Origin of the sequence: Homoserinimonas sp. OAct 916 (genome assembly GCF_003260275.1) — a bacterium.
Classification (GTDB): Bacteria; Actinomycetota; Actinomycetes; order Actinomycetales; family Microbacteriaceae; genus OACT-916.
Genome location: NZ_QJHB01000001.1, coordinates 90,583 through 116,617, shown reverse-complemented (window position 1 = coordinate 116,617; position 26,035 = coordinate 90,583). Strand labels below are relative to the sequence as shown.

Annotated in this window: 21 protein-coding genes and 1 tRNA gene; 14 read left to right on the top strand and 8 right to left on the bottom strand. The window is 64.8% G+C overall.

All coding sequences use genetic code 11. From position 1 onward, the window contains the following. Positions 1-58 precede the first annotated feature (58 nt). Positions 59-1,258, bottom strand: coding sequence for a hypothetical protein (locus tag DL891_RS00505; protein WP_111718426.1), 1,200 nt, complete (start codon positions 1,256-1,258; stop codon positions 59-61). A gap of 221 nt (positions 1,259-1,479) precedes the next feature. Between DL891_RS00505 and DL891_RS00500 the strand changes: the two genes are divergently transcribed. After that, positions 1,480-2,112: a Pr6Pr family membrane protein gene (locus DL891_RS00500; protein ID WP_111718424.1), complete on the top strand. Its 633-nt coding sequence runs from the start codon at positions 1,480-1,482 to the stop codon at positions 2,110-2,112. 85 nt (positions 2,113-2,197) lie between these two features. Continuing rightward, on the top strand, positions 2,198-3,883 hold the full coding sequence (locus tag DL891_RS00495; RefSeq protein ID WP_198668711.1) for an HNH endonuclease signature motif containing protein: 1,686 nt from the start codon (positions 2,198-2,200) through the stop codon (positions 3,881-3,883). A gap of 160 nt (positions 3,884-4,043) precedes the next feature. Here the strand turns inward: DL891_RS00495 and DL891_RS00490 are convergent, their stop codons facing one another. Next, positions 4,044-5,009 carry a hypothetical protein gene (locus DL891_RS00490; protein ID WP_157962336.1) on the bottom strand — a complete coding sequence of 322 codons (966 nt, stop codon included), beginning with the start codon at positions 5,007-5,009 and terminating at the stop codon, positions 4,044-4,046. A gap of 293 nt (positions 5,010-5,302) precedes the next feature. Then, positions 5,303-5,374: transfer RNA gene (locus DL891_RS00480), tRNA-Arg, on the bottom strand. Positions 5,375-5,529: 155 nt separating this feature from the next. Between DL891_RS00480 and mgtE the strand changes: the two genes are divergently transcribed. Further along, complete coding sequence (mgtE, locus tag DL891_RS00475; RefSeq protein ID WP_111718418.1) at positions 5,530-6,867, top strand: magnesium transporter; 1,338 nt, start codon at positions 5,530-5,532, stop codon at positions 6,865-6,867. Positions 6,868-7,032: 165 nt separating this feature from the next. Continuing rightward, positions 7,033-7,758: a pyridoxal 5'-phosphate synthase gene (locus DL891_RS00470; RefSeq protein WP_157962335.1), complete on the top strand. Its 726-nt coding sequence runs from the start codon at positions 7,033-7,035 to the stop codon at positions 7,756-7,758. Positions 7,759-7,990: 232 nt separating this feature from the next. Here DL891_RS00470 and DL891_RS00465 read toward each other — a convergent pair whose 3' ends face one another. Then, complete coding sequence (locus DL891_RS00465) at positions 7,991-8,692, bottom strand: hypothetical protein (RefSeq protein ID WP_111718414.1); 702 nt, start codon at positions 8,690-8,692, stop codon at positions 7,991-7,993. A gap of 261 nt (positions 8,693-8,953) precedes the next feature. On the opposite strand from DL891_RS00465, the gene argS reads away from it, so the two are divergent. From argS to prfA, 8 genes are all read left to right on the top strand, one after another. After that, positions 8,954-10,633 (top strand): arginine--tRNA ligase, encoded by a 1,680-nt coding sequence (argS, locus tag DL891_RS00460; RefSeq protein ID WP_111718412.1) that lies wholly within the window; start codon positions 8,954-8,956, stop codon positions 10,631-10,633. Continuing rightward, positions 10,630-11,376: a DUF2993 domain-containing protein gene (locus tag DL891_RS00455; protein ID WP_111718410.1), complete on the top strand. Its 747-nt coding sequence runs from the start codon at positions 10,630-10,632 to the stop codon at positions 11,374-11,376. The genes argS and DL891_RS00455 overlap by 4 nt, the downstream gene beginning before the upstream one ends. Positions 11,377-11,629: 253 nt before the next feature. Then, entirely contained in the window at positions 11,630-13,006 is a 1,377-nt protein-coding gene (gene lysA / locus DL891_RS00450; protein WP_111718784.1) for a diaminopimelate decarboxylase, read from the top strand. An 81-nt stretch (positions 13,007-13,087) separates the two neighbouring features. Continuing rightward, a complete protein-coding gene (locus tag DL891_RS00445) occupies positions 13,088-14,422 on the top strand; it encodes a homoserine dehydrogenase (RefSeq protein WP_111718408.1) in 1,335 nt (444 codons plus the stop codon). Next, on the top strand, positions 14,422-15,513 hold the full coding sequence (gene thrC / locus DL891_RS00440) for a threonine synthase (protein ID WP_111718406.1): 1,092 nt from the start codon (positions 14,422-14,424) through the stop codon (positions 15,511-15,513). Before DL891_RS00445 ends, thrC begins: the two co-directional genes overlap by 1 nt. Continuing rightward, positions 15,510-16,472: a homoserine kinase gene (thrB, locus tag DL891_RS00435; protein WP_111718404.1), complete on the top strand. Its 963-nt coding sequence runs from the start codon at positions 15,510-15,512 to the stop codon at positions 16,470-16,472. The genes thrC and thrB overlap by 4 nt, the downstream gene beginning before the upstream one ends. A 206-nt stretch (positions 16,473-16,678) precedes the next feature. Continuing rightward, positions 16,679-18,814: a transcription termination factor Rho gene (gene rho, locus DL891_RS00430; protein ID WP_111718402.1), complete on the top strand. Its 2,136-nt coding sequence runs from the start codon at positions 16,679-16,681 to the stop codon at positions 18,812-18,814. A gap of 7 nt (positions 18,815-18,821) precedes the next feature. Then, the gene (gene prfA, locus DL891_RS00425; protein ID WP_111718401.1) at positions 18,822-19,901 is read left to right on the top strand and encodes a peptide chain release factor 1; all 1,080 of its coding nucleotides are present in this window, start codon (positions 18,822-18,824) and stop codon (positions 19,899-19,901) included. A 31-nt stretch (positions 19,902-19,932) separates the two neighbouring features. Here prfA and DL891_RS00420 read toward each other — a convergent pair whose 3' ends face one another. The 4 genes from DL891_RS00420 to cysK all read right to left on the bottom strand — a co-directional run bounded on the left by DL891_RS00420 (position 19,933) and on the right by cysK (position 22,292). Beyond that, complete coding sequence (locus DL891_RS00420; protein WP_157962334.1) at positions 19,933-20,427, bottom strand: DUF2017 family protein; 495 nt, start codon at positions 20,425-20,427, stop codon at positions 19,933-19,935. Beyond that, positions 20,424-20,696 carry an ATP-dependent Clp protease adapter ClpS gene (clpS, locus tag DL891_RS00415; RefSeq protein WP_232818966.1) on the bottom strand — a complete coding sequence of 91 codons (273 nt, stop codon included), beginning with the start codon at positions 20,694-20,696 and terminating at the stop codon, positions 20,424-20,426. Before clpS ends, DL891_RS00420 begins: the two co-directional genes overlap by 4 nt. Positions 20,697-20,764: 68 nt before the next feature. Then, a complete protein-coding gene (gene epsC / locus DL891_RS00410) occupies positions 20,765-21,340 on the bottom strand; it encodes a serine O-acetyltransferase EpsC (RefSeq protein WP_111718397.1) in 576 nt (191 codons plus the stop codon). 13 nt (positions 21,341-21,353) lie between these two features. Next, positions 21,354-22,292 carry a cysteine synthase A gene (cysK, locus tag DL891_RS00405; RefSeq protein WP_111718395.1) on the bottom strand — a complete coding sequence of 313 codons (939 nt, stop codon included), beginning with the start codon at positions 22,290-22,292 and terminating at the stop codon, positions 21,354-21,356. Positions 22,293-22,396: 104 nt separating this feature from the next. Here cysK and prmC point away from each other — a divergent pair, with 104 nt between their 5' ends. Both prmC and DL891_RS00395 read left to right on the top strand, forming a co-directional pair. After that, entirely contained in the window at positions 22,397-23,236 is an 840-nt protein-coding gene (gene prmC / locus DL891_RS00400; RefSeq protein WP_232818928.1) for a peptide chain release factor N(5)-glutamine methyltransferase, read from the top strand. Between the two features lie 376 nt (positions 23,237-23,612). Then, a complete protein-coding gene (locus DL891_RS00395; protein WP_111718393.1) occupies positions 23,613-26,006 on the top strand; it encodes a hypothetical protein in 2,394 nt (797 codons plus the stop codon). The last annotated feature ends 29 nt before the right edge of the window (positions 26,007-26,035 follow it).

The window sequence follows — 26,035 nt, the reverse complement described above, 5'->3', positions numbered from 1 at the left end:
ACTGAGGGCCGAGACGATATCGTCTCGGCCCCCAACTTTCAGGTGGTTACAGCGGTGACTATCGCGCGCTCACGGTGCGACGTGTCGCCACGGCGGTGACTCCCAGGCCGCCCAGGACCAGCAGGAAGGCAGCGAGGGCGAGCGGACCGCCGTCGACGCCGGTCGCTGCTAGCGCGGGGGTGGCGTTCTTAGGCGCAGCGACGACTGGGACCGCCGACTCGTCCTCGTCGCCTTCGTCGACGGGTAGCGCGGGAGCTTCCTCGTCGCCTTCGTCGGCGGGCGGCAGGGGAGCTTCCTCGTCGCCTTCGTCGGCGGGCGGCACGGGAGTCTCCTCGTTTGCCTCAGCGATCGTGAAAGTGGCGTGCGCAGTGTTGAGGGCGGAGTCCACTTCTGACGTGAAGCACGCCACGGTGTACGGGCCGTCCGCGAGCTCCACATCTGCGCCCGGCTGGTAGGTCACTGTGAGGGACCCGTCCTCGTTCAGGTCGATCTGCTGTTTAGAGATAAAATCCTCGTCGTCCAGGTTCGGCCAATCAATCGCTTCATATTCGCCCGCGACGATGTTGCACCAGGCCCAAAGCGACTTTGGCAGATTGGTGAAGGTCACACTGACGCCGTTCTTCCGCAAGTCGTCGAGGCTCAGCACCGAGATGTCGAAGACGCCGGTCGGCCCGGGCACAAAGTAGTGCGTGTCTCCGGCCCACTCGATCTGCTGGACCGTGACGACGTCTCCGGCATTGACGAAAAGCCCGAATGCAAGGATGGTGTATCCGGGGTCCATGGCTGCTGCGAACTCTGTCAGGCTGGCTGTGGCGCCCTTGGCGTAGCCGCCCCACGCCTGACTTGTTATCCAGTCGCCGTTCGGATTCCAGGGCAAGGTCGAGGGCGCGGGGCGGAACGTGGTGAATCCGTTCGCTCCAGTACCCGTGTAAACAGGGATCTGGAACGTCGCGGTCCCCGTGTGCCGGAGATCGAGATCGTTGCCCACGAGACCGAGGATGTCGGTGGACGGGGTCGTACCGTTCAGGATCTGCAGCGGCCCGGTGATTTCGAGGCCGTCAGGCGTGGACTGGATACTTCCAGTCTGGGGGCCCATGTCCCCGACAAACCAACCCTGGGGGTACGAGTCGCCTTCGACGCCGAAGTCGTCAGCGGTGACGAAGTAGTCGGCGGCCTGGGCAACTCCGGCCCCGAGGAGTACTGACGCTGCGACAAGGGCGACTGCCCCGGTCGATGCGATGATGCGCGAGAATTTCACGTGATCAGTCCGTTCATGTGTTGGCGTGGCGCAGAATGTGTCGCGCACAGCAAATTGAGGATGTCTCCAGAGACCTTAGCGAAAAATGAGCGAAATGTCAGGTTATGGCTCTAGAGGCGCGCTGCCTCGTGCAGAAATGCAGCGCGTAGAATTCAGGTAAGCAGCGCTCCATGGACGAATCCGCAGGCCGCCCCCGATTTCCGATGACGTAAGGAATCCGGATGACCACACTCAGAGCACTCATTCGACTGATCTTCGCTGCGATTGGAATCACAGCCGTTGTCGCCACGTTCTTCGACACCGCCACTCGTGCCACCATCAATCCGTTCAATTTCTTCGGTTTCTTCACGATGCAGAGCAACCTGATCATGATCGCGGCTCTTCTGGTCACCGCTGTTGCCGCGACATTCGGACGCGAGCGTGGCGCTGGAGTGAGTCTTCTTCGTGGCTGCGCGACCACGTACATCGTGATCGTCGGAATCGTGTACAACACCCTCTTGGTAGGCCTAGAGGGCGGGGTGTCGCTGGGCTGGGCGAACACGATCCTGCACGTGGTGCTGCCCATTTATGCGGCCATCGACTGGCTGGCCTTCGGCGACCGTGCGCGCCTGGCTTGGCGGCTCGTCTGGGTTCCGCTGGTCTACCCGATCGTCTGGGTGGTGGTAGTTCTGATCCGTGGGGCGACCGACGGCTGGGTGCCATATCCGTTCTTGGATCCGGCGCAGGGATACGGTGTCGTCGCCCTCTATGCGGTCGCGATTGCCGTTGCAACGATGGCGGTGGCGTCTCTTGTGTGGGCGGTGAGTCGGTTGCGCACGCTGGGGTATGGTGCGGAAATCGTCACGGCCTCCTGACGCCTCAAGTTCAGGACGACTGGAGTTATCCACAGGTCCGTCACTCGCCGGTCGAAATGTCGGTGGGTCATGGTTGACTGCTTGTATGGAACATATGTTCGAACCTGGCGCGGGGGAAGGTCCTCACCTCCTGGGGGTTCCAGCCGACTACGGGGTGCCGGGTCCGTCGAATATCCCGGCCAACCCGACCCGGTCCGACGACTCCGCTGTAGCTGGGAACGCTGTCCTGTTTGGTCCCGGTGATGAGAAGGCGGCGGCTGCGATCGCCCGCACCGTGGTGATCCGGCAGCAGATGGGTGCCCTGCAGGCCCAGGAGTTGCACGAGTTGGCGACCCTGGCGGTGTGGGCGCGGGCCGGCAACACCGAACTGTACGGTTGTGACCCGTCGATCGCGCACCGGTCCCTGGTCGCCGACCTCGCCGCCGCGCACCGGGTCTCTGAGCGCACCATGGGTCGCCGCCTCGCTGACGCGGAACGGTTCGTCACCGACTACCCGGCCGCGGTCGCCGCTCTCAACGACGGCCGCATCGACCTGGGCCATATCCGGGTGATCGCCGACCACGGCCTGCCCATCCAGGACGACACCGCCCGGGCCGTCTACGAACAGGTGGTGTTGGACAAAGCGGCCGACACCACCCCGGGCAGGCTCGGCCGGTACGCGCAACGGGCGGCCGCGACGTGCGGCGAGGTCACTTTTCAGCAACGGTACGACCAGGCGTACAAACAACGCCGGGTGTGGGTGCACGACATCGGTGACGGCCTGTCCGAGCTGGGTATGACCGTGCCGACCGTGTTGGCGGAGGGCATCCTGGACCGGCTCACCCAACAGGCCAAAGCCATCACCGGCGCCGCCGGCGCCCGCACCCTCGACCCTGACACCGGTGACCTGGTCACCGGTGAGCCACGCAGCTATGACCAGTTGCGCGCCGATCTGGCCTGTGAGCTGTTACTGACCGGGCAACCCACCGGCTGCGAAGACGCACCCCACCACGCCGGCATCGGCATCCGCGCCGAGATCGCGGTCGTGATCCCCGCACTCACCCTCCTCCACACAGACCCGGGCACCGACACCGGCGGCGGTGGCGGTGGCGGCGGCGGTGGCACCACAGACACCAACGCACGCAGCCACGCCGGCAGGAACGATGGCAACAGCACCGGAGCAACAGGAAGCGCCAGGACTAACCCCGACACCGGCGCCGATACCAGCACAGGCACGAACACTGCCCGCGATACAGGCACTGGTACGGGGACGAAACCCGGGAAAGTCCGGCTGGAACCACCGACGCTCGCGGGGAAGGGCCCGATCGACCCGGCCACCGCCCGCCGGTTGGCCGCCGACGCACCCAGGCTGACACGGCTGCTCACCCACCCGGTCACCGGCATGGCCTTGACCGCCGACACGTATAGGCCGTCGGCGAAACTTCGCCGGTTCCTTCGATTGCGAGATGGCCGGTGCCGACAGCCGGGCTGCACCCGGTCTGCCGGCCGGTGCGACATCGACCACACCATCCCCGCCGAAGTAGGTGGCCCCACCGTGCCCAACAACCTCGCCCACCTCTGCCGCGGCCACCACACCCTGAAACACCACGGCGGGTGGGAAGTGAAACAAATGTCCCCGGGAGTACTGGAATGGACCACCCCCACCGGCCGGATCATCACCGACCAGCCAGACACCTGGCCCACCTTCACCGAAAGCGTGACCCAAACCGTGACCCAAACCGTGACGAACCCGGTTAGAGCCAAACCAGGCCGTACCCACCGCACCAGGTAGCCGGCCACACGCCGACCTGCACCTCTGGGACACGCCACATTTTAAGTACACCTCTGCGGGGGTGCTCTCGCTGCAGCATCGCCTACCGAAGCAGTATCGACTACGGTTCGGCCCGTACCTCCTCTGCAGGCCGAGGTGCACGCATGACTGTCTAGGAAACCTACTTCGCAGTGAAGTAGACGTCCCGCATCCAGAATGACTGCGTCACTTTCCACATACCGTTTTCGACCTCAGCGCTCGGGACGAGCCTGACGTAGGTGACGGTTGCCGATTCGTTCTGCGCCAGGCTGTACCCGGTCAAGCTCTCATGCACATTCTTCAGGTCTCGAAGGCTCGTCCTCGGATTGTCCGTACCGTCGCTGAATGCGAAGCCAAGACTGAACGAGGGAGAGGTTCCGTCGCTCTCCGCTTCTGGACCTATGTAGGTGATCGTGGCATCGACCGCGACGTACTGTTGTCCTTCCGGCGGCGGTTTGTTGCCGGAGTCCGCTTCGGCGACGTAGGCATTGGCGTTGAGCATGGTCGGGCCGAGCACAAGCTCATATTCCCAGTCCCCCATTCCCATGATCCTCATCGGAGTCCCAAGCGGAAGTGGAGAGTCTGCGGCGCCCACGCCATCCGCAATTCCGAGCTCCGGTCCCAGCTCACCTTCTGTAATCGGCTCCCACTCGACCTCGTCGAACCCTGTTTCCTCGTCGATTCCCGTTTCCTCGTCGAAGGAGAAGTCGTCGCCGAACAGGGATTCGCCGCCGAATGGGTCGTCCTCCACGATCTCCCACTCCGCGCCGAACGACTCCTCCAGGCTTTCGCCAAGGGAACTGGCGAACATAAGGCTGTAGACGATGGTCATCACGATCGCGACAACCATCGCGACCGCTGAGAGGATCACACCAGTCAGCGCCTGACGTTTTGGCAGGCCATTCCTGGTGAGGCCGATGATTCCGAGCACGAGCCCGACCAGGCCGATCAGCCCGACACTCAGGTTCACGAATGGCACGAATGAGATCACGATCGCCACGATTCCGATGATCATCGCGGCAAAACCAAATTTGTTGCGGGGTTGCGGTTCCGGTGGCGGTTCCGAAATATTTGGATGCTGGCCGGGCAAAACGTCAATGTTCTCCATGCCGGTCAGTGTGACAGAAGTTTAGAATTGCGCAAATCGGCAGACGGCCGATTGCAATATGGCATAGCTTCAGCGCCGAACACATACCCGTTCGAGAAGCTGCAACCTCCTGGTAGGAAACCGGGTTGTTGCATAGTTGGGATCACCAAACCGGGTGAATGGCGGTGATCAGAGCTGGTCGGTCAGGCCGACGGCGAATCAGCTCATGAACTGAAGCGTGAGTGCGCTTGGCGACGGCGCTTCTCCCAACTGCACGGCAGATGTCCGAACTGGAGCGTCACGCAAGAAATGAGTGCCCCCAGGAGGATTCGAACCTCCGCCTCTGCCTCCGGAGGGCAGTGCTCTATCCCCTGAGCTATGGGGGCCAGGAGTGCTCAACAAGATTAGCCCAATTCTCTGGTCACTCGCACACGCGGCGCCTCGCGCGCCGGCCGTCAAACCTGTGCATACCGAGGTCCTCTGCATCTGGAAACCCTTTCGTGGTGCAGTAGTGTAGCGCCGGGAGAGTGAGGTGGCGGCAATGATTGAACTCGATGCATTGGAAGTGCTCGAAGACAGCGACGAGACGGACCTCCGCGTGTTGCGGGCCGCCCTGCGTGAAGTGCATACGAGTGAAATCGTCGCTCTCATGGGCCGCATCTCGTTCCGGCGGCGCGCCCTTCTCTTCAGGCTGCTGCCGAAGGAAGAAGCGGTCGTGGTCTTCGAAGCCCTGGATGCTGGACTCGCGACGGAGCTCCTCGGTGGCCTGCGCGACGAAAAGGTCGGCCAGATCATCGAAGATCTCGACCCCGACGACCGGGTCGGCTTTCTTGACGAACTACCCGCCAACGTGGCCAAGAAGCTTCTGCTCGGCCTGTCCGACAAGGAGCGGAAGCTCACCGCGACCCTGATGGGCTACCCGGTGGGCAGCATCGGCCGGCGTATGAGCCCGGAGTTCATCAAGGTGCTCGCCACCATGACCGCCGCCGAGGCACTGGAGCATGTGCGCGAGGCCGGGCAACATGCAACCACCATCTACTTCCTGCCAGTAGCCGCCGAGAACCGCATCGTGGTGGGGGCTGTCGAACTGCGTGACCTCTTAATGGCCGAGCCGGACACGCTCGTCGAAGAGCTCATGCACGACCCGATCCTGATCCGGGTGACCGACCCGGAGGAACCGGCCGCCCGTCGTGTTGTGGAAGCTGATGTGATCGCGACCGCGGTGGTCGACCTCGAAGACCGTCTCGTCGGGCTCTTCACCTTCGACGATGCGGCCCAGATCCTCTCCGACGCCGAAGACGAGGATGCCGCCCGTACCGGTGGTGCCGAACCGCTGCGACAGCCGTATCTGACGGCCCGCCTGTGGGCAGTGGTGCGCAGCCGCGTGGTCTGGTTGTTCGTACTCGTCGGGGCCTCATCCTTAACCGTCGCCGTGCAGGGTGCCTTCGAGGCGACCCTGGAGCAGTCGATCTCGCTGGCCCTCTTCATCCCCATGCTGATCGGCGCCGGAGGAAACATCGGGGCCCAGGCCGCTACCACTTTGACCCGTGCGCTGGCGTTGGAAGAGGTGCGGCCCAAAGACATCATCAAGGTCATGTTCCGGGAGTTGCGGGTCGGCCTGATGCTGGGCGCCGCAATGGGCCTGGTCGGGTTCATCCCGGCTGCACTTCTGGTCGGGCCCGACATCGCCCTGGTGCTCCTTTTGACCGTGACCGCTATCGGCACCCTGGCGGCGACCGTCGGTGGCTCTATCCCGTTGGGGGCCCGAGCCGCCAAGGTTGACCCGGCGATCGTCTCGGCGCCGTTCATCAGCACGTTTGTCGACGCCAGTGGTTTGGTGATCTACTTCCTGATCGCGCGCGCAGTGCTGGGGATCTGAGCCGAGTCGTCGAATGTTGCCCTCTAGGCTGAACGCATGACCGAGCATTCGCGTCCGCGCCAGTATCCGCATTCGCAACCCCCCGACTCTGCGTCGCGCGCTCCCGGATCACACGAGTTCGCCTCGGACGAATCTGTGTCGGATGAACCTGTGTCGGATGAACCTGTGTCGGGTGAACCTGTGTCGGGGCAGCAGTCACTGCGGCTCCGGTTGCGCTCACTGGACGCGTTTCCGATCGTGCCGGGCGATTTCGACGCGGCCACCGTGCCGAAGAACCCCTACGATCTGATGGCGACCTGGTTGGACGGAGCGATCAGCTCTGGGGTTTCCCAACCACATGCGATGGTCCTGTCCACCGTTGACGGGGATGGTCGTCCGGATGCCCGCACCCTGTTGCTGAAAGACGTCACTTCCGACCAGCGAGATCGTGCCCCGGGTTCGGATTCGGGCGCTGGGAGGACTGATGGGTTCTGGTTCGCTTCGATGAGTGACGGCCCCAAGGGTGAGCAACTGGTAGAGAACCCGGCCGCCGCTCTCACGCTTTACTGGCGTGAGCAGGCCAGGCAGGTCAGGGTGCGCGGCCAGGTGTTCGAGGGACCCCGCGAGGTGAGTGAGGCAGACTTCCGCGCCCGCAGCCCCCAGGCGCGTGCCGCGGCCCTCACTGGCGAGCAGAGCAAGCCGCTGCCGGGCGCAGACGCGGTTCGGCGCCAGCTTGCGGCTGCGCAGGAGTTCGTGGCCGGCAACCCATTGTTCGTACCGCGAGCCTGGACGGCGTATCGACTGCAGCCGGAGGAGATTGAGTTCTGGCAGACGACTGCCGCGCGGGAACAGGTGCGGGTCAGGTACTCACGCACTGCCTCCAGCTGGGAGCACGCCTCACTCTGGCATTGATGTACCCGGGGTGATGTACCCGTGGTGATGCTCCAGTAGTGATGCTCGGTGCTGATGCTCGGTGCTGATAGCTCGGGCGCTGATGATCCGGCACCGCCGCAGGCGCCGTCTCTTACGACCGTGCTCCAGCTTCTAACGTGCTCTAGCTTCTAACGTGCTCTAGCGTCTATCGTGCTCTAGTTTCTACCGGGCTCTATTACTAGCCGGATCAGTTGATGGAGGGCGTCCCGGGTCAGGATGCTGGCAGGTTTTTAAGTGCCGTGTTGACCAAATCCTGAGCGTCTGTCGCCTCGACGAATGCGGTCGAGCGAGCAACCAACCAGTATTCCGGGGTGAACGCCTGCGCCACTCCGACGTCGCCATCGGTGGTGAAAAAACCCTCCATTCCGAACAGCGGAACGGGGGTGCTGTCGGCTATGGCCTTGTCGTAGGCGGCACCCAGGGCAGCGTCATCCAATTTGGCCACTGCGATCTCGATCTCCTCGGAACTCGACTGGTTGATCCACCCGCAGGCCAGGCCTCCTGCTGCCGCCATCTGGGCGGCCTCAGAACCGGCGGCCGGTGAGTAGTTCGGGTCTGTGCCGTAGTTGGGGTTGAAGTTGTACAGCACTTCGAGCGGAACCAGATCGGTGCAACTGAGGGTCATCGGGGTGGGATCCGGCTCTGGCGACTCCGTGGGCGTCGGCGAGGGCTCGGGCTCCACTGTTGGCGAAGTGGTGGGTTCGGCACTCGGCGCCACCACCGGCGGCGACGTGGGTGCGCTGGGCGGGCCGGTGACCAGCGGGACCCCAGCCGCACAAGCGGTGAGGGCAGCGAACAGCGCCGTGCCGCAGACGACAGACAGCGTTCCTCTGAGCCAACGACGACCTGGGCCGGCCCCGTGGCCTGTATCCGCGCGGGGAGCTGTGCTGGAGTGGGAGCGCGTCTGGGTCATGGTCTCTATCCTTCTATTGCCGGTTGCTCTGTTGCTGGTCGCCTGTTGCTGGTCGCTCTGTTGCCAGCCGCCGCGTTGCCGGTTGTGCTGCGACCGTGGGCTCGACCGGTCGGCTCGGTGCAATTCGGGCCCCTGCGTCGAACTCGTCCGACGATACCAACCAGCAGGCGGGATCCCCCCGGCACCACTCCGCCGGATCACAATTGATGCGCGACCGAGATCGAGGTCAGCGTCACGGGGCAACCGATAAGATTGGCTTCTGTGACTCCCGCCGAACTCTCCGCCGAACTTCTCGCCCGTTTGACGATCGTGGCATCCCGCCACCAATCCCTCAGCGGCCGCGACATTCGCCTGCCAGATTCGGCAGCCGATCTGGCGCTCGAGCGCCCCCGCAACCGCGAACATGGCGACTGGGCGTCCAACGTCGCTATGAAGCTGGCCAAAGAGTTTGGTGTGCCACCACGCGAACTCGCCGCGGAACTCGTCGCCGAACTGGTGCGAGTGCCCGGTATCGCCGGCGCCGAAGTCGCCGGCCCCGGATTCATCAACATCCGCCTGGATGCCGCCGCGGCGGCCGCCATCGTGGAGACCATCGTCGACACCGGTTCGCGGTTCGGGTACAACGACTCCTTGGCTGGGCAGGGCATCAACCTCGAGTTCGTGTCAGCGAACCCCACCGGCCCTCTGCACATCGGACACACCAGGTGGGCTGCCCTGGGCGACTCCCTCGCCCGGGTGCTGCGCGCTGCCGGCGCACGGGTCGCCAGCGAGTTCTACATCAACGACGCCGGCAACCAGATGGACAACTTCGCGGCATCCGTCTACGCCGCGCTGCTCGGCGAGCCCACTCCAGAAAACGGCTACCCCGGCTCATACATCTCCGACCTCGCCGACCGGGTGCGGGCGGCGCATCCAGAGATCCTCGACCTCGATCGGACCGACGGGCTGATACTCGCCGGCGAGACCGGATACCAGCTGCAGCTCGGCGAGATCCGTGAATCGCTCGAACGCTTCAACGTGCATTTCGACGTCTGGTTCTCGGAACGCAGTCTGCACACCACCGATCCGGCGACGGGCCAGAGTGCTGTGGACACCGCGGTGGAACGGTTGCGCGCGCAGGGCCACGTGTTCGATGAAGACGGGGCGGTGTGGGTGCGCACCAAAGAATTCGGTGACGACAAGAATCGCGTGATCCGCCGCGCAAATGGCGTGTACACCTACTTCGCCTCCGATGCCGCCTACTACCTCGACAAGGGTGACCGCGGCTTCGCCCACAAGATCTACCTGCTCGGCGCCGACCACCACGGCTACGTGCACCGGCTGAAGGCGCTCGCCGGTGCCGCCGGCGACGACCCGAGCCGCGACATCGAGGTGCTCATCGGCCAGTTGGTCAGCATCAACGGGGCCAGGCTGTCGAAGCGGGCCGGTAACGTGATCGAGTTGAACGACCTGCAGGCGTGGCTGGGTACGGACGCCCTGCGATACTCCCTCGGCCGCTATCCGGCCGATTCGCCGCTCACCCTCGACCCCGAACTGCTCAAGAAGCGCACCAACGACAACCCGGTCTTCTACGTGCAGTACGCCCATGCCCGCACCTGCTCGGTTTCCCGAAACGCGGCTGCAGCAGGGATCGACCGCAGCGCATTCGAGCCGGAACTGTTGGACCATGAGTCCGAGATGCGTCTCGTGGGGATCCTCGCGGAATTCCCGCGCGTCGTCGCACAGGCGGCGGAACTGCGAGAGCCGCACCGGGTCGCCCGTTACGCCGAGGAGTTGGCCGGTTTCTACCACCGCTGGTATGACAACTGCCGAGTGATTCCACTCGGTGATGATCCGGTGACCGACCTGCACCGCACTCGGTTGTGGCTGAACGAGGCCACCGGGCAAGTCATCCGCAACAGCCTCGAACTTCTCGGCGTATCAGCCCCGGAGCGGATGTGACCCGGCGCTCGCGCAGGATACTCGCCTGGTCGCTCGGCGGTGCGGTGGCCGTCGGGCTTCTGATCGTCGGCTACATCGTGGCCGACCAGGCCCTGCGCGGTGTGATGGAGCAGCAGATCGGCGATGAGGTCACCGCCGGGTTGCCGGAGAACGTCAGCGTCGATCCGGTGGTCACCGTCGGCGGCGCATCCGCGATCGCACAATACCTGTCGGGGTCTCTGGACTCCGTCATCGTCGAGGCCGATCCCATCACTGTCGACGGTGTGCGTCTGAGCGCGCACCTCGAGGCGCAGGGCGTTCCCATCGATGCAGAGAAGCCGGTGCGCGACATCCAGGCTACGGCGGTCATCGACCAGGCAGCGCTCAACAGCTGGACCGCTGCTTCCGGGGAACCCGGCACCGTGGTATTGGGCGACGAGACTGTCGGCTACGACGGCGTGGTCTCGCTGTTCGGCTTCGAGATCGGCTACAACGTGGCCGCGGTACCGGTGATCGACGGCCCCTGGATCGATCTGCAACCGAAGACCGCCTCGGTGACGAACGGGTCTCTCCAGCTCGATGTGAAAGAACTGCTCGGCGCGCTCTCAGACAAGAACGTGCGCATCTGCGCCGCTCAATATCTACCGGCCGGACTCTCGCTGTCCAGTATTCAGGTGCAACCGGGCGAGGCAACCGTGAAGCTCACGGGAACCGACCTGATGCTCGCCCAACTGGACGAGGGCACCAGCGGCAGCTGCCCGTGACCACGCAGGCCTGTGACTGGGCAACGGGCGGGGAACAGATTCGCTAGAGTGGTTACCGGTTGGCAGTGCACCCGCACCCGGCCGATGTTATCCAAGGCTTCAGGGGCCAAGCCGGGTCCGCTCGCCACAGGGGAACACTTCCACTTTCTTCCCGTGTGAGGCTTTCACCGTGGCATTTTTCGAATCCGTCGCAGACAACGCGGCAGACGGTGGTGCGCCGGCGGGCAATGCTTCCACAGGCGCCGCCCCCACGATCCTCGCCCCCGATTGGCTCACCGTCCCTGCCGATGTCAACGAACTCGCCGACGGGATCTGGCCGTGCACCGCACGCCGCGGCTCCGCCTGTGGGATCCTCACAGTGGCCGAGCTGCGCGTCACCGACCTGGTGGCCGAATACGGCAGCCCGCTATACGTCATCGACGAGGCAGCCGCCCGCGGCCGGGCCATCCGGCTTCGCGAGGCATTCGAGACCGAGTTCGCGCGCATCGGCACAAAAGTCAACGTGTACTACGCGGGCAAGGCGTTCCTGTGCACCGAAGTGGTGCGTTGGATGATCGGCGCGGGCCTGAATATCGATGTCTGCACCGGGGGAGAGCTTGCCGTTGCACTTGCCGGAGGGGCGCCGCCGGCTCGGATCGGGTTTCACGGGAACAACAAGTCCGTTGCCGAGATCGACCGCGCCGTCGCCGCCGGCGTCGGCACCATCGTGCTCGACAGTCTCGCGGAGATCGACCGAGTGGCCGACGCCGCTGCTGCCCACGGCGTCACGCAGCGCGTGCGGCTGCGGGTGAACAGCGGAGTGCACGCGCACACGCACGAACATCTCGCCACGGCGCACGACGACCAGAAGTTCGGCATCTCTTTGGCCGGGGCCCCGGCGGCGGTCGCCACGATCCGTGCCCGCGCGGAGTTGGAGTTCCTCGGCCTGCACTGTCACATCGGTTCCCAGATCTTCGGCGCAGACGGGTTTGCCGTCTCCGCCGAGAAGCTGCTCGAGGTGCACGCCGACCTCCTCCGATCGGGCCCTGTGCCCGAGCTGAACCTCGGTGGCGGCTTCGGAATCGCCTACACGACGGCCGACCGACCTGACAGCATCGAACAGATTGCCGGGCAGGTCGCTGACGCGGTCGCCGCGGGCTGTGCCCGTCTCGACATCGAGGTTCCGGCGATCAGCTTCGAACCGGGCCGGTGGATCATCGGCCCGCCAGGCATCACCTGTTATGAGGTGGGAACGGTCAAACCGGTTCCCGTCGATGATGGAGTCCGCACCTATGTGAGCGTCGACGGCGGCATGAGCGACAATGCCCGCCCCGCACTCTATGGCGCCGACTACACGGCGACCGTCGCGAACCGGCGGTCCACGGCTGGGCCGGCACTGTCGCGGGTGGCGGGCAAACACTGTGAAACCGGCGACCTGATCGTCAACGACGGCTACCTACCCGGTGATGTGCGGCCGGGTGACCTGCTTGCCGTGGCCGCGACGGGGGCATATTGCTGGTCCCTGGCGAGCAACTACAACTACGTTGGCCGGCCGGCCGTGATCGCGGTAGCCGACGGCCGGGCGCGCGTGATCGTTCGCGGCGAGACCGAGCACGACGTGCTCGCCCGCGATCCGGGAATCAGCCCCTGAAACCCTCAGCCTCTGAAACACTCAGCCCCTGAAACCCTCAGCCCCTGAAATCTACCCACCACGACACGTCGAAGGAACAACATGATGGAATACCGCAGCCTGAAGGTAGCGCTGCTCGGAGCCGGATCGGTCGGGGCGCAGGTGGCGCGGCTTCTGCTTGAGCACGGCGACGAACTTGCCCGGCGCGCCGGAACCCGCTTGGAGCTCGTCGGGATCGCCGTTCGGGACGCCAGCGCACCACGCACTGCCGACCTTCCGGCCGAACTGGTGACCACCGACGCCCAATCGCTCATCCTCAAGGCCGACATCGTCATCGAGCTGATCGGCGGGATCGAACCGGCGCGTACCCTCATCCTCGACGCGATCGCCTCCGGCGCCGACATCGTCACCGCCAACAAGGCACTGATCGCCACGCACGGCCCCGAACTCGCGGACGCGGCCGAGCAGGTGGGCGCCCAGCTGTCCTACGAGGCGGCGGTCGGTGGGGCGATCCCGATCATCCGGCCGCTGCGTGATTCACTGGCCGGCGACCGGGTGCAGAAGATTCTCGGCATTGTGAACGGCACCACAAACTTCATCCTCGACAAGATGGACAGGGAGGGCGCCGGCTTCGACGAGGCATTGGCTGTTGCCACCGAACTGGGTTTCGCCGAAGCCGACCCCACTGCTGACGTTGACGGCTACGACGCCGCGCAAAAGGCGGCAATCCTCGCCAGTCTTGCGTTCCACACGCAGGTTCCCGTCGACCGCGTGCATCGCGAGGGCATCAGGTCGATCACCAAAGAGAGCATCCAGGCCGCGCGCAACGCCGGCTATGTGATCAAATTGTTGGCCATCTGCGAACGACTCACCGACCCGGATACGGGAAACGAGGGGGTGAGTGCGCGCGTGTACCCGGCCCTGATCGCTCGCGACCATCCGCTGGCTTCGGTACACGGGGGCAATAACGCGGTCTTCGTTGAGGCCGAGGCCGCCGGCGACCTCATGTTCTACGGCGCCGGTGCCGGCGGCGTCGAGACCGCTTCGGCCGTGCTCGGTGACGTCGTCTCTGCTGCCCGCAGGCACGTCGCCGGGGGCCCGGGTGTGGCCGAATCCACCCACGCGAATGTGACCGTGCTCGACGTGGGCCGCATCACCACGCGCTACCAGATCAGCCTCGACGTCGTTGACGAGCCGGGCACGCTCGCACAGGTAGCAACCGTGTTCAGCGAATTCGGGGTCTCGGTGGAAACCGTCCAGCAGTCGATCGTGCACAGTGTGCCGCAGCAGACGGACGAGCTGCCGGTCACCTCCGTTAGCCTTGTGATCGGCACGCATTCGGCGCTGGAGGCCGACCTGGCAGCCACCGTTCACGCATTGGAAACCAACGACGCCGTCAACCGGGTGTCGAGCATACTGAGAGTCGAGGGAGCCTGATGGCCAAACAGTGGCGCGGAGTACTGCGTGAATACGCAGACCGCTTGGATATCACCGAGGCGACACCGATCGTCACGCTGGGCGAGGGCGGCACGCCGTTGATCCCGGCGCCGTCGCTGTCGCACATGACCGGGACTGAGGTGCACCTCAAGTTCGAAGGGATGAACCCCACCGGCTCGTTCAAGGACCGCGGCATGACCATGGCGATCTCGAAGGCGCTCGAAGCGGGTGCCAAAGCCGTGATCTGCGCGTCGACCGGCAACACGTCGGCATCGGCAGCGGCCTACGCCGCCCATGGGGGCATCACCGCCGCAGTGCTGGTTCCCGAAGGCAAGATCTCGATGGGCAAGCTCAGCCAGGCGATCGCGCACAACGCACAATTGCTGCAGGTTCAGGGCAACTTCGACGACTGCCTCGACATTGCACGGGATCTGGCAGCCAACTATCCGGTGCATCTGGTCAACTCGGTCAACAACGACCGCATCGAGGGGCAGAAGACAGCCGCGTTCGAAGTCATCGACGTGCTGGGCGACGCCCCTGACTACCACTTCCTGCCGGTCGGCAACGCCGGAAACTACACCGCGTACTTTCGCGGATACAACGAGGAGCTCGGCCGCGGCGGCATCACAAAGCTGCCTCGAATGTTCGGTTTTCAGGCTGCGGGCAGTGCTCCGATCGTGCTCGGCCGCCCCGTCGCCGAACCAGACACGATCGCCAGCGCGATCCGCATCGGCAACCCGGCATCCTGGGAACAGGCCCTGACCGCACGCGACGACAGCGACGGCTACTTCGGCGCCATCACCGACGAAAAGATCCTTGAGGCGCACCGCCTGCTCTCCGCCACGGTGGGCGTCTTCGTGGAACCCGCGTCGGCCATCGGCGTCGCGGGTCTGCTGGAGCGGTCGGCTGCCGGCGTGATCCCCGAAGGCGCGAAGATCGTCATCACGGTCACCGGCCACGGGCTGAAGGACCCGCAATGGGCGTTGAGATCACCGGATGGAAGTGACGTCACCCCCACTGTCGTGCCAATTGACACGGCCAAGATCGCCGATGTGCTCGGGCTGGCAAAGGCTACGGGAGACCGCTCATGAGCGCAGCAGGCGGCGCGCCCCAGAGCACCGTTCCGGTCGGCCGCAGTGTGCAGGTCAAGGTTCCGGCAACCACAGCGAACCTCGGGCCCGGATTCGACACGCTCGGACTGGCTCTCGGGCTCTACGACGAGTTGACCGTCACCGCTCGTGCGGACACCAGCGCCCATGTCGAGGTGCACGGCGTCGGGGAGGGCGAAGTGGCGACCGACGCGTCGAACCTCGTCGTGAAGGCGATCGCTCACACCTTTGCGCACTTCTCCCGGCCGATGCCCGGGGTGGATCTGGTGGCTCACAACGCCATCCCTCACGGCCGAGGGCTGGGCTCGTCCGGCGCGGCCATTGTGGCCGGCATCATGGCGGCCAAGGGTTTGCTCGAGGGTATCGAAACGATCGATCCCGACCAGCTGCTCGCCCTGGCGACCGAGATGGAGGGGCATCCTGACAACGTCGCGCCCTCACTCTTCGGAGGCCTGACGATCGCGTGGGTGACCGACAGCGTGCCGTTACACAAGCGACTGATCGTGCACCGCGGGGTCTCACCGCTGGTGTTCGTGCCGGAGACCACCATGTCGACCGCGCTTGCGCGCAGTCTGCAGCCGGAACAGGTGCCGCACGCGGATGCAATCTTCAATGTGTCCCGCTCGGCCCTGCTGATCGCCGCCTTGATCCAGAGCCCCGAGCTGCTGCTCGCGGCCACCGAGGACAAGTTGCACCAGCGTTATCGGGCCAGTGCCATGCCCGAAACCGACCGACTGATCACATTGCTGCGTGAGAATGGCTTTGCCGCCGTTGTCTCCGGAGCCGGGCCGTCCATCCTGGTGCTCTGCAGTGACCCGGGCCAGCGGCAGGTCGCCGCCGACCTGGTGGCAGAGCGCTCCGAAACCGAGTGGCAGGCATTGATGCTGGCTGTGGATGTCAAAGGTGCTACAGTAGTACCGCATCCGGTGGAAAACGCGTAATACAGCGAATCTGGTCTCCGGTATGTCCCACAAAATCACCGTCATTGCTGGCGTGCGGGTTTCGGTTGGGTGAACTTTACGGATTGTCTTCAATCCGCCGGTGGATCAGAACACCCGGTGTCACCTCGCTCAAGGCTTTCGGTTCGCAATGACTTCCCTGACAACGCGCTTCTCGCGATCATCAGGAGCTAAGGAACTTTCTCTCAGTGACCAATGTCAACAATCCCAACACCGATGCCGCTTCCGGCGGCGACCTCAACACGCTCAAGGTGACCGAGCTTCAGGCCATGGCGGCCAAGCTCGGAGTGCCCGGCGTGTCCAAACTGCGCAAGAGTGCGCTGATCGAGGCGATCAGCGCGGGCCGCGCCCCGGCAAGTCAGAAAACAGCACCGGCGGCAGAGCCGGTTGTCGAGCCTGTTGCCGCACGAACATCGGCTGGCCGCAAGAAGTCCGCCGACGCAGCTGAGCCAGCCGGCCGCAAGGCTCCCGCTGGAGCAGTGGAGCCGCTGGAGATCCCCGAGGCCCCGGCCCGCCGGGCCCCCCGTCGCGCCACCTCGGCAGACGCTCTGGCTGCGCTGGACCAGGCCTTGGACCAGACGACCGCTAGGCAGTCTCCGAACAGGCGCGGTGCGGCTGATTCGACAAGCCAGAAGACCGAGGCCGAACAGGCTGCTGACGAACACGAGGCGACAGAGGCCGGGCAGCAGCGCGGCGGTCGCCGCGGAAGCCGCAACGAAGGCAACGATCGGCGCAAGGGTGCACGTGCCCAGTCCGAAGAGCAGGACACGCAGAGTCAGGATCGGAAGGACGGCCAGGGTCGAACCGCCGACACGGAGAAGACTGCCGATCAGGACCGCACTGACCACAACGGCACGGCTCACGACACGGGCCAGGATGCCGGCAACGGACAGGGCGACGACGACAAGCAGGCCTCCTCCGGCGACCGCCAGCAGCGAAACCGGCGTGGGCGCAGTGATCGCCGCGGCTCCGGGCAGGATGCTGACCGCGGCTCCGACCGAACAGAGACCAAGCAGGAGCAGGGCCAGAAGCAGGGCCAGAACCAGAACCAGCCGCCCAACCGAGGCGACGACGATGGAGACCAGTCACGTTCGGGCCGCAGCCGCTACCGGGACCGTAAACGTCGCGGTGGTGGGCAAGACGATTTCGAGCCCGAGATCTCCGATGACGACGTGCTGATCCCCGTCGCGGGCATCCTCGACGTCCTCGACAATTACGCGTTCGTGCGCACCAGCGGTTACCTGCCGGGTACCCACGACGTCTACGTCTCACTCGGTCAGGTCAAGAAGTACCACCTGCGCAAGGGTGACGCCGTCGTTGGCGCCATCCGCCAGCCGCGAGATGGCGAGAGCACCGGGGGTCGCCAGAAGTACAACGCGATCGTCAAAGTCGACTCCATCAACGGGTTGAGTGTCGATGAGGCGGCCACGCGGGTCGAGTTCCAGAGCCTCACCCCCCTCTACCCGCAGGAGCGCCTGCGGTTGGAGACTGACGCGTCCAAGGTCACCACGCGCATCATCGACCTGGTGTCGCCGATCGGCAAGGGACAGCGCGGCCTGATCGTGGCTCCGCCCAAGGCGGGCAAGACGATCGTGATGCAGCAGATCGCCAACGCGATCTCTGCGAACAACCCCGAGGTGCACCTGATGGTCGTGCTCGTGGACGAGCGCCCGGAAGAGGTCACCGACATGCAACGCACGGTGAAGGGTGAGGTCATCGCCTCCACCTTCGACCGTCCGGCCGAAGACCACACCACCGTCGCCGAGCTCGCGATCGAGCGCGCAAAGCGCCTGGTCGAACTGGGCCACGACGTGGTCGTGCTGCTCGACTCGATCACCCGGCTCGGGCGCGCCTACAACCTCACCGCGCCGGCATCCGGCCGTATCCTCTCCGGCGGGGTCGACGCCTCGGCGCTGTACCCGCCCAAGCGGTTCTTCGGTGCTGCTCGCAACATCGAGAACGGCGGCTCCCTCACCATCATCGCCTCGGCACTGGTCGAGACGGGCTCCAAGATGGACGAGGTCATCTTCGAAGAGTTCAAGGGAACCGGAAACATGGAACTGCGACTGTCGCGCCAGCTGGCGGACAAGCGCATCTTCCCAGCTGTCGATGTGAACGCATCCGGTACCCGCAGGGAAGAGATGCTGATGAGCGCCGACGAGACCCAGGTCACCTGGAAACTGCGTCGGGCGTTGGCGGGCCAGGACACTCAGCAGGCGCTGGAGATGGTGCTCGGCCGGTTGAAGGAGACTTCGAGCAATGTCGAGTTCCTGATGCAGGTGCAGAAGTCCATGCCCACGATCCCCAACAGCAAGGAAGCGTGAGAAGCTCGTGTTTGAGTCAGTAAGCGGTTTGCTGGCCGAGCACGAAGACCTGCAGCAGCAGCTCTCCGATCCCGAGTTGCATTCCGACCCGGTGAGATCGAAGAAGGTCAACAGGCGCTACGCCGAACTCAGCCGGATCATCGCTGCCTACCGCGTGTGGGAGGCGGTCGACGCCGATCTCGCCGCGGCACGCGAGCTTGCTGCAGAGGATCATGCGTTCGCCGAGGAGATCCCAGGCCTCCAGGAGCAGACGGATGCCGCGGCCGAGAAGCTGAGGCGTCTGCTGATCCCGCGCGACCCGAACGACGGTCGCGACGTGATCATGGAGATCAAGATGGGGGAGGGCGGTGCCGAATCGGCGCTGTTCGCCGGCGACCTGCTGCGCATGTACCTGCACTACGCCGAATCCAAGAAGTGGAAGACCGAGATCATCGAGCAGACGGTGAGCGACCTCGGTGGCATCAAGGACGTGCAGCTGGCCATCAAGGGCAAGTCCTCCGATCCCGCTGAGGGCGTCTGGGCGCACCTGAAGTACGAGGGCGGGGTGCACCGCGTGCAGCGGGTGCCGGCGACCGAGTCACAGGGGCGCATCCACACCTCGGCGGCCGGGGTGCTGGTGTTTCCCGAGGTGGACGAGCCCGAAGAGGTGGAGATCCACGCGAACGATCTGAAGATCGACGTGTACCGCTCCAGCGGCCCTGGCGGACAATCGGTGAACACGACCGACTCGGCGGTGCGGATCACGCACTTGCCGACCGGCATCGTCGTGGCGATGCAGAACGAGAAGAGCCAGATCCAGAACCGCGAGGCGGGGATGCGCGTGCTTCGCGCCCGCGTGCTGGCCCGCCAGCAGGAGGAGCTGGATGCAGAGGCATCGGCCGTGCGCAAGAGCCAGATCCGCACCATGGACCGCTCGGAGCGCATCCGCACCTACAACTTCCCGGAGAACCGCATCGCCGACCATCGCACCGGCTACAAGGCGTACAACCTGGATGCGGTCATGAACGGGGCACTCGAGCCCGTGCTGCAGTCATGCATCACCTTCGATGAGGAGTCGAGGATCGCAGAACTCGGCGACCAGGAATAGTTCCGGTCCACGAGGGTGAGAACTCGTGCCCTCAGTCGTCGAGTGCGACGATGAGTGACTCCTGCAGCCAGCCCAGCCAGTGGTACACATCGTGCAGAGGCTGCGCGTCATCATCGGTGCGGCCCTCGTCGTCGTCGTTCTCAATCCCCAGCCGGGTCGCCAGCACCAGACGGAGCGAGGTGATCGTGCGCAACCAGGCCGGTGCGGATTCGGTGGCAATCACGACCGGGTCATCGGCCGGAGCCTCCTCGAGCTCTTCCAACACGATCCGGGCATTCTGCCGCCGTCGTTCGGTGATGCCCTCGGCGGTGAACCGGCGAAACTCGGCTCCGGCCTCGGCATCATCCGGGTAGGCATCCGGGAGCAACCGGATCATTGCCGGGTCGGCGGTTCCGCCGGCGTCGCCCGTGGCATCCGCCTCGAGCATGTCGACCAGTTGACCGCAGATCAGCCGGATGAGATTTCGCTCGCCGGGCTCAAGGTCGGCGATCAGCTGATTGCCGTCGCGCTGGATCCCCCGAATCACCTGTCCGCCTTCGACAGGGTGGCCCACAAGCCGTAGTCGTGCATCGCCTCGACGTGGCGCTCCATCTCCTCGCGGTTGCCGCGGGCGACGATCGCGCGACCCTTGTTGTGAACTTCGAGCATCCGGCGCTCGGCCTCGGCCCGGCTGAATCCGAAATAGGTGCGGAACACGTGCGCCACGTACGACATCAGATTGACCGGGTCATTCCAGACGATGGTGAGCCACGGGGTGTCGTGGGTCGTCTGCTCCAGGATCTCTGGGTCCTGCAATACGGTGGTCACTCGTCAAGCCTGACACGTTTCACAGCGCACGGCACAACCGGCCGGGCGCGGGCCGCTCAGATATAGATCGCCGGGTCCAACCAGCCGTCCTCGTCGGGCGGTTGGGCGGTCGTGGCCGAACGGGTGGTCGCCGGGATGCCCACGAGCACCGAGTGGGCCGGGGCATCGTGCACCACGACGGCGTTCGCCCCGATGACGCTCCCGCGCCCGATCACGATGTCGCCGAGCACCTGGGCGCCGGCTCCCACCACCACCTCCGAATGCAGTGTCGGATGCCGCTTGCCAGTGCCTTGGCTCTTCCCGCCCAGGGTGACACCGTGGTACAGCATGACGTCGTCGCCGATCACCGCCGTCTGGCCGATCACGACCCCCATGCCGTGGTCGATGAAGAATCGTCGACCGATCCGTGCACCGGGATGGATCTCGACCCCGGTCAGAAACCTGGTGAATTGGGAGAGGGCACGGGCGGGCAACCGGAGCAACGGGTCGCGCCACCAGCGGTGAGCCACCCGGTAGGACCAGATCGCGTGCAGGCCGGAGTATGTGAGAAGCACTTCGAGATTGCTGCGAGCGGCAGGATCGTGGGTGCGTGCTGCGTGCACGTCTTCACGCAGCCGGGAGATCACAGACATCAGAGCCCGGCTCTCAATCGAGCAGATCTTCGTACAGCATGGTCGACACGTAGCGTTCGCCGAAGTCGGGGATGACGACAACGATGGTCTTGCCGGCATTCTCGGGGCGAGCTGCCACCTGCAGCGCCGCCCACGCCGCAGCACCACCGGAGATTCCCGCGAGGATCCCCTCGTCGGTCGCCAGGGTACGAGCGGTTCGAAGCGAATCGTCGAGGCTCACATCAATGACCTCGTCATAGATGGTGGTATCCAGCACCTCCGGCACGAAGTTAGCGCCGAGCCCCTGAATCTTGTGCGGACCGGGTGCACCGCCGGAGAGGAGGGGGGAGTCGATCGGCTCGACCGCCACCACTTTCAGCCCTGGTTTGCGTTCTTTGAGCAGACCGCCCGCCCCTGTGATGGTGCCGCCGGTGCCGATGCCCGCCACCAGAATGTCGACCGCGCCTTCGGTGTCTGACCAGATCTCTTCACCGGTTCCCGTGCGATGGATCTGCGGATTCGCCGGGTTTGCGAACTGCTTGGCCCAGATCGAGTTCGGCGTGTTCTCAACAATCTCCTGCGCCTTGTCCACGGCTCCGCGCATCCCCTCACTGCCGGGAGTGAACACAATCTCGGCGCCGTAGGCGCGCAGCAGCACGCGACGCTCGCGGCTCATGGTGTCTGGCATGGTCAGGATCACCCGGTACCCGCGAGCGGCCCCGACCAGTGCGAGCGCGATGCCGGTGTTGCCGCTGGTGCCCTCGACAATGGTGCCGCCCGGCTTCAGGGCACCAGACGCCTCTGCGGCATCCACGATGGCCACGCCGATGCGGTCTTTCACGCTACCGGCCGGGTTGTAGAACTCCAGCTTCGCGAGCACCGTGGCCGCCGAATCTGCGGTGACGCGGTTGAGTCGGACCAGCGGGGTATTACCCACTGCCTCGGTGATGTCGGAATAGATTTGTGCACTCATGGAAACTCCGCTTTCTTCTGGGAAAATTCGGCCCCGACTATTCAGCCTATTCTTGGAATGACATGCCAGAGGAAATAAGTCGCACTGTGACGACTGTGAGTTCAATGAGAGAAGCCGTACGCGGGCTGTTGTCCGCCGCCGGAATATCAGATCCGCAGGTCGACGCCGACCTGCTGATCGGGTTCGTGCTCGACGCCAGCCGCGGCCGGGTGCAGGCAATGGCGATCACCGATACCGCTGTGAGCCCGGACGACGCCGCGACGATCAACGAACTCACCACGCGACGCGCTGCACGGGAACCGCTGCAGCACATCACCGGCCAGGCCCCTTTTCGGTCGCTGGTACTCGCTGTCGGCCCCGGAGTCTTCGTTCCGCGACCAGAGACCGAGCAGGTGACGCAGATCGCGATCGACCGTTTGAACCAATCTGAATTGCCCGAGCCGATCGCTGTCGACCTCGGTACCGGCAGCGGGGCGATCGCGCTGGCATTGGCCACCGAGGTTCCCCGGGCGCGCGTATTCGCTGTGGAGAAGTCGGTGGATGCGTTTTTGTGGACCAGGCGTAACTTCGATGCCGTGGCCGCCCCCAACGCGACGTTGGTGCTCGGCGACCTTGCCGACGCTTTTCCCGAAATCGACGGCACCGCCGATGTTGTCATCTCGAACCCGCCCTACATTCCGGATGCTGCGATCCCGCGCGAGGTCGAGGTGCGCCTGCACGACCCGGGCGCGGCGCTCTACGGCGGCGAGGACGGGCTCGACGTTGTGCGCGCCGTGTCGACCCGGGCGCAGATGCTGCTGCACCCGGGCGGCACCCTGATCCTTGAACACGGCGAGGAGCAGGGGCCGGGCATCCGCGCATTGCTTGCCGCCGACGGTTGGCGCACACCCCGAACGACCCCCGACTTGTCGGGGCGGGATCGGGCGACGAGCGCCATTCGCTGACCTCGAGCGACGAATGAATGACCCCCGAACGGGGGTACAGACGTTGAGGCGCCGCAGGAGTACTCTCAGTGCACCACGCGAATGCATGAGTTTTGCTCAGCCCGGCTGGAGAGGGCTGTTTGTTCGAGTTCGTGTCCAAAAAAAATACACCTGAAAACACTACGACACAAAAGTACGCCTGCAAGCAATTTTCCGCCCGAGGAAAGGTGCAGCCATGTCGCTGCGAGGTCTCGTTGTTGTTCTCGGTTCACTTGTTCTCGCGAGTTCCCTTGCAGGGTGCACAAACGGGTCTGAAGGGAGGGGGCCGAGTGCATCTCCTGAGGCGCAGGCCTCGGGAGCGGAGTTTCCTGAAACCTCCGGTGAGCCGGGTGCAGTAGTGGGGAGCCTGGTCCTCTTCGCCGAAGGCACACTCGCCGGCACCGATCGGGCGAGCCTGGCGCCCGCGCACACAGACGATGTGATTTACAACGGCTCCATCGTGTCGACGGATGCCACGGGCCTAGCAGCAGTTTCACTCACCGACGGCTCCGCCATCCGCCTTGATGCGGCCACCGCAGTGGAGTTCCGAGGTGGGACCCAGCCCACCATGACCCAGCCCACCATGACCCAGCCCACCATGACCGAGCCGATCGTGACCGAGCCGATCGTGACTCAGCCGACCGTGGCGCTGTCGGGGGGACGCAGTTGGCACCGCGTGGCAGAAGCGCCGAGACAGGCTGGCAACACCAGCGAGCCGGAACAAACGGTGCAAACGATCGTGGGGGGTTTCAGTGCCACCGCGTCAACCTTCTCGCTCGACTGCAGGGAACCCAATAGCTGCATACTCATCGTCTACTCCGGGAGCGTGACGGTCACTCCGCTCGCGGGAGACCCGGTTACGGTGACTGCGTTTCAACAGCTGACCGTGGACGACAGCGGTGTTGTCGGAGATCCCGGCATCTACCCCGTTGACGCCATGTTGGCCGACGAGTGGACCGGCATCAACCGGGCCCTCGACGACAAGGAATCTGCCGGGTTCACCATCGACGTGACAAACCCATCCGTCAAGGCCGCGGCTCGGCTTCAGGGTTCCTGGACAATCGACTCCACGGTGGTTGACTCGTACCAGCCAGGCCTTCCCCCGGGCACCAAGACCCATCGGGAGTGGGAGTTCGGCTCGATGGACTGCGCAGACTCGTGTCAGCTCACCCTGACCCGGGATTTCGGTGATCAGGGTAAGGTCGCAGACCGATCCTATGAAGAGACGGTCACGTACAGTGCGGGCAGTTTCGAATTGATTCGTGTTGAAGACAGCGATTGCACCGCGAACGACGATGGCCGCGTATTGATGGAGAACGCCTTCACGAACACCAGCGACTACGTTCTTGTGGCCGCAACCGTGGAGCTCCGACAGGGGTTGCCGACAGTGACGACATTGGCGGGGACGCACACGGGCACCTCCACAGAGGCCCCGGACGCCTACCTGGCCAACTGCGCGCTCGGCGTCGGCTCGGCGATGCCAGTGGTCTCTGAGGTTGTTGGCAGCCTGCTGACATCGGCCGCTCTGCCCGCGATGCAGACCGCACCAATCGCGTTGCCGGCTCCCGCCGAGCCGGCGGCGGAGAATGCCGTCGACCCGGTAGCCGCGCCCATGGCGATCCCCCGGCCGGTATTGGGGTCGTCGCCGGATGCCCCGTCGGTGTTGAGTTCGTTGCGCACCGTGCAGCAGGTGAACCTGGCGCCGTGGGCGGTGGCCGGATCAATCGGGTTGGTGTTGATTCTGATGTTGATCGTCGGTTACCCGGCCCAGTTGCTGAACTCGACAATCTCAACCAATTACGACCGGATCATGGGGTGGACAGCCCCGTTCACCCGGCGGTGGGCCAGGCTGCGTCCGCCCGCACCTCCAGCAGATGCAGGTGCTGTCGATGGTGATGTGGCAGTCGCGAGGCCGGGGGTTCCGCATTGGTTGGCGGTGACGTTGGGAATCATTGCGGCTTCGGTGATTGCGGCATTCATCGATCCCGGGTTCGGGTTCAACGCCGGGTCGGCGCGGTTGTTCGTCTCGCTCGCGATCTCGTTCGTGGTGCGCAGCCTGTTCGCCTGGCTGCTGGTGCTGTGGGTGGTGAAACGGTTGGGCCTGGCACCGAAACCGACGGTCAGGTTCCGGTACGCGTCACTGCTGATCGTGGTCGCCGCGGTGATGTTCTCCCGGTTCACCGCGTTCGAACCCGGGATCGTGTTCGGTGCCGTGTTCGGGTTGGCGCTTGGGCTCACCCTGGCCAAGGCGCACGATGCCAGGCTCACCCTGGTCGGTCTGGGATATGCGGCCGGTGTCAGTGTCGCCTGTTGGCTCGCATACAGCTGGTTGGTGCCGGTGATGGGCCCCCAGCCCGGGTTCGTGGGTCGGTTCTTCCTGGAGACGCTCAGCGGTTTCACCGTTGGCGGGTTCTCGTCGTTGCCGTTGTCGCTGTTGCCGATGGCAATCCTGAGTGGCGGCAAGCTGTTCGCCTGGCGCAAACCGGTGTGGGCTGCCTGTTACGGCGTTGGCCTGCTGGTGTTCATTCTGGTGTTGATGCCGTTGCCGACCAGTTGGGGCACCGTTGATACCCCGTTCACGCTGTGGTTGAGCCTGTATATCGGGTTCGGCGTGTTCGCGGTGTTGTTCTGGGCATACTTTCGGCTGAGCACACCGAGCCCGGCGACCTCCGGACCCGTCACGGCGGCATCGTCTCGGGCGGCAGCCCGGCCCGAGGAATCCGATGACATCACTGTCGACGCCGACCAATAGCGTGAGAGGACATGGGTCGTCTGCAGGGG

Bases quoted from the DNA above. Each gene is read 5' to 3' on its own strand.
- thrB (WP_111718404.1), top strand. From the start codon at position 15,510: ATGAGCGCAGCAGGCGGCGCGCCCCAGAGCACCGTTCCGGTCGGCCGC.
- cysK (WP_111718395.1), bottom strand. From the start codon at position 22,292: ATGAGTGCACAAATCTATTCCGACATCACCGAGGCAGTGGGTAATACC.
- DL891_RS00495 (WP_198668711.1), top strand. From the start codon at position 2,198: ATGGAACATATGTTCGAACCTGGCGCGGGGGAAGGTCCTCACCTCCTG.
- thrC (WP_111718406.1), top strand. From the start codon at position 14,422: ATGGCCAAACAGTGGCGCGGAGTACTGCGTGAATACGCAGACCGCTTG.
- DL891_RS00490 (WP_157962336.1), bottom strand. From the start codon at position 5,009: ATGGAGAACATTGACGTTTTGCCCGGCCAGCATCCAAATATTTCGGAA.
- prmC (WP_232818928.1), top strand. From the start codon at position 22,397: ATGAGAGAAGCCGTACGCGGGCTGTTGTCCGCCGCCGGAATATCAGAT.
- DL891_RS00465 (WP_111718414.1), bottom strand. From the start codon at position 8,692: ATGACCCAGACGCGCTCCCACTCCAGCACAGCTCCCCGCGCGGATACA.
- DL891_RS00445 (WP_111718408.1), top strand. From the start codon at position 13,088: ATGATGGAATACCGCAGCCTGAAGGTAGCGCTGCTCGGAGCCGGATCG.
- epsC (WP_111718397.1), bottom strand. From the start codon at position 21,340: ATGTCTGTGATCTCCCGGCTGCGTGAAGACGTGCACGCAGCACGCACC.
- DL891_RS00500 (WP_111718424.1), top strand. From the start codon at position 1,480: ATGACCACACTCAGAGCACTCATTCGACTGATCTTCGCTGCGATTGGA.
- mgtE (WP_111718418.1), top strand. From the start codon at position 5,530: ATGATTGAACTCGATGCATTGGAAGTGCTCGAAGACAGCGACGAGACG.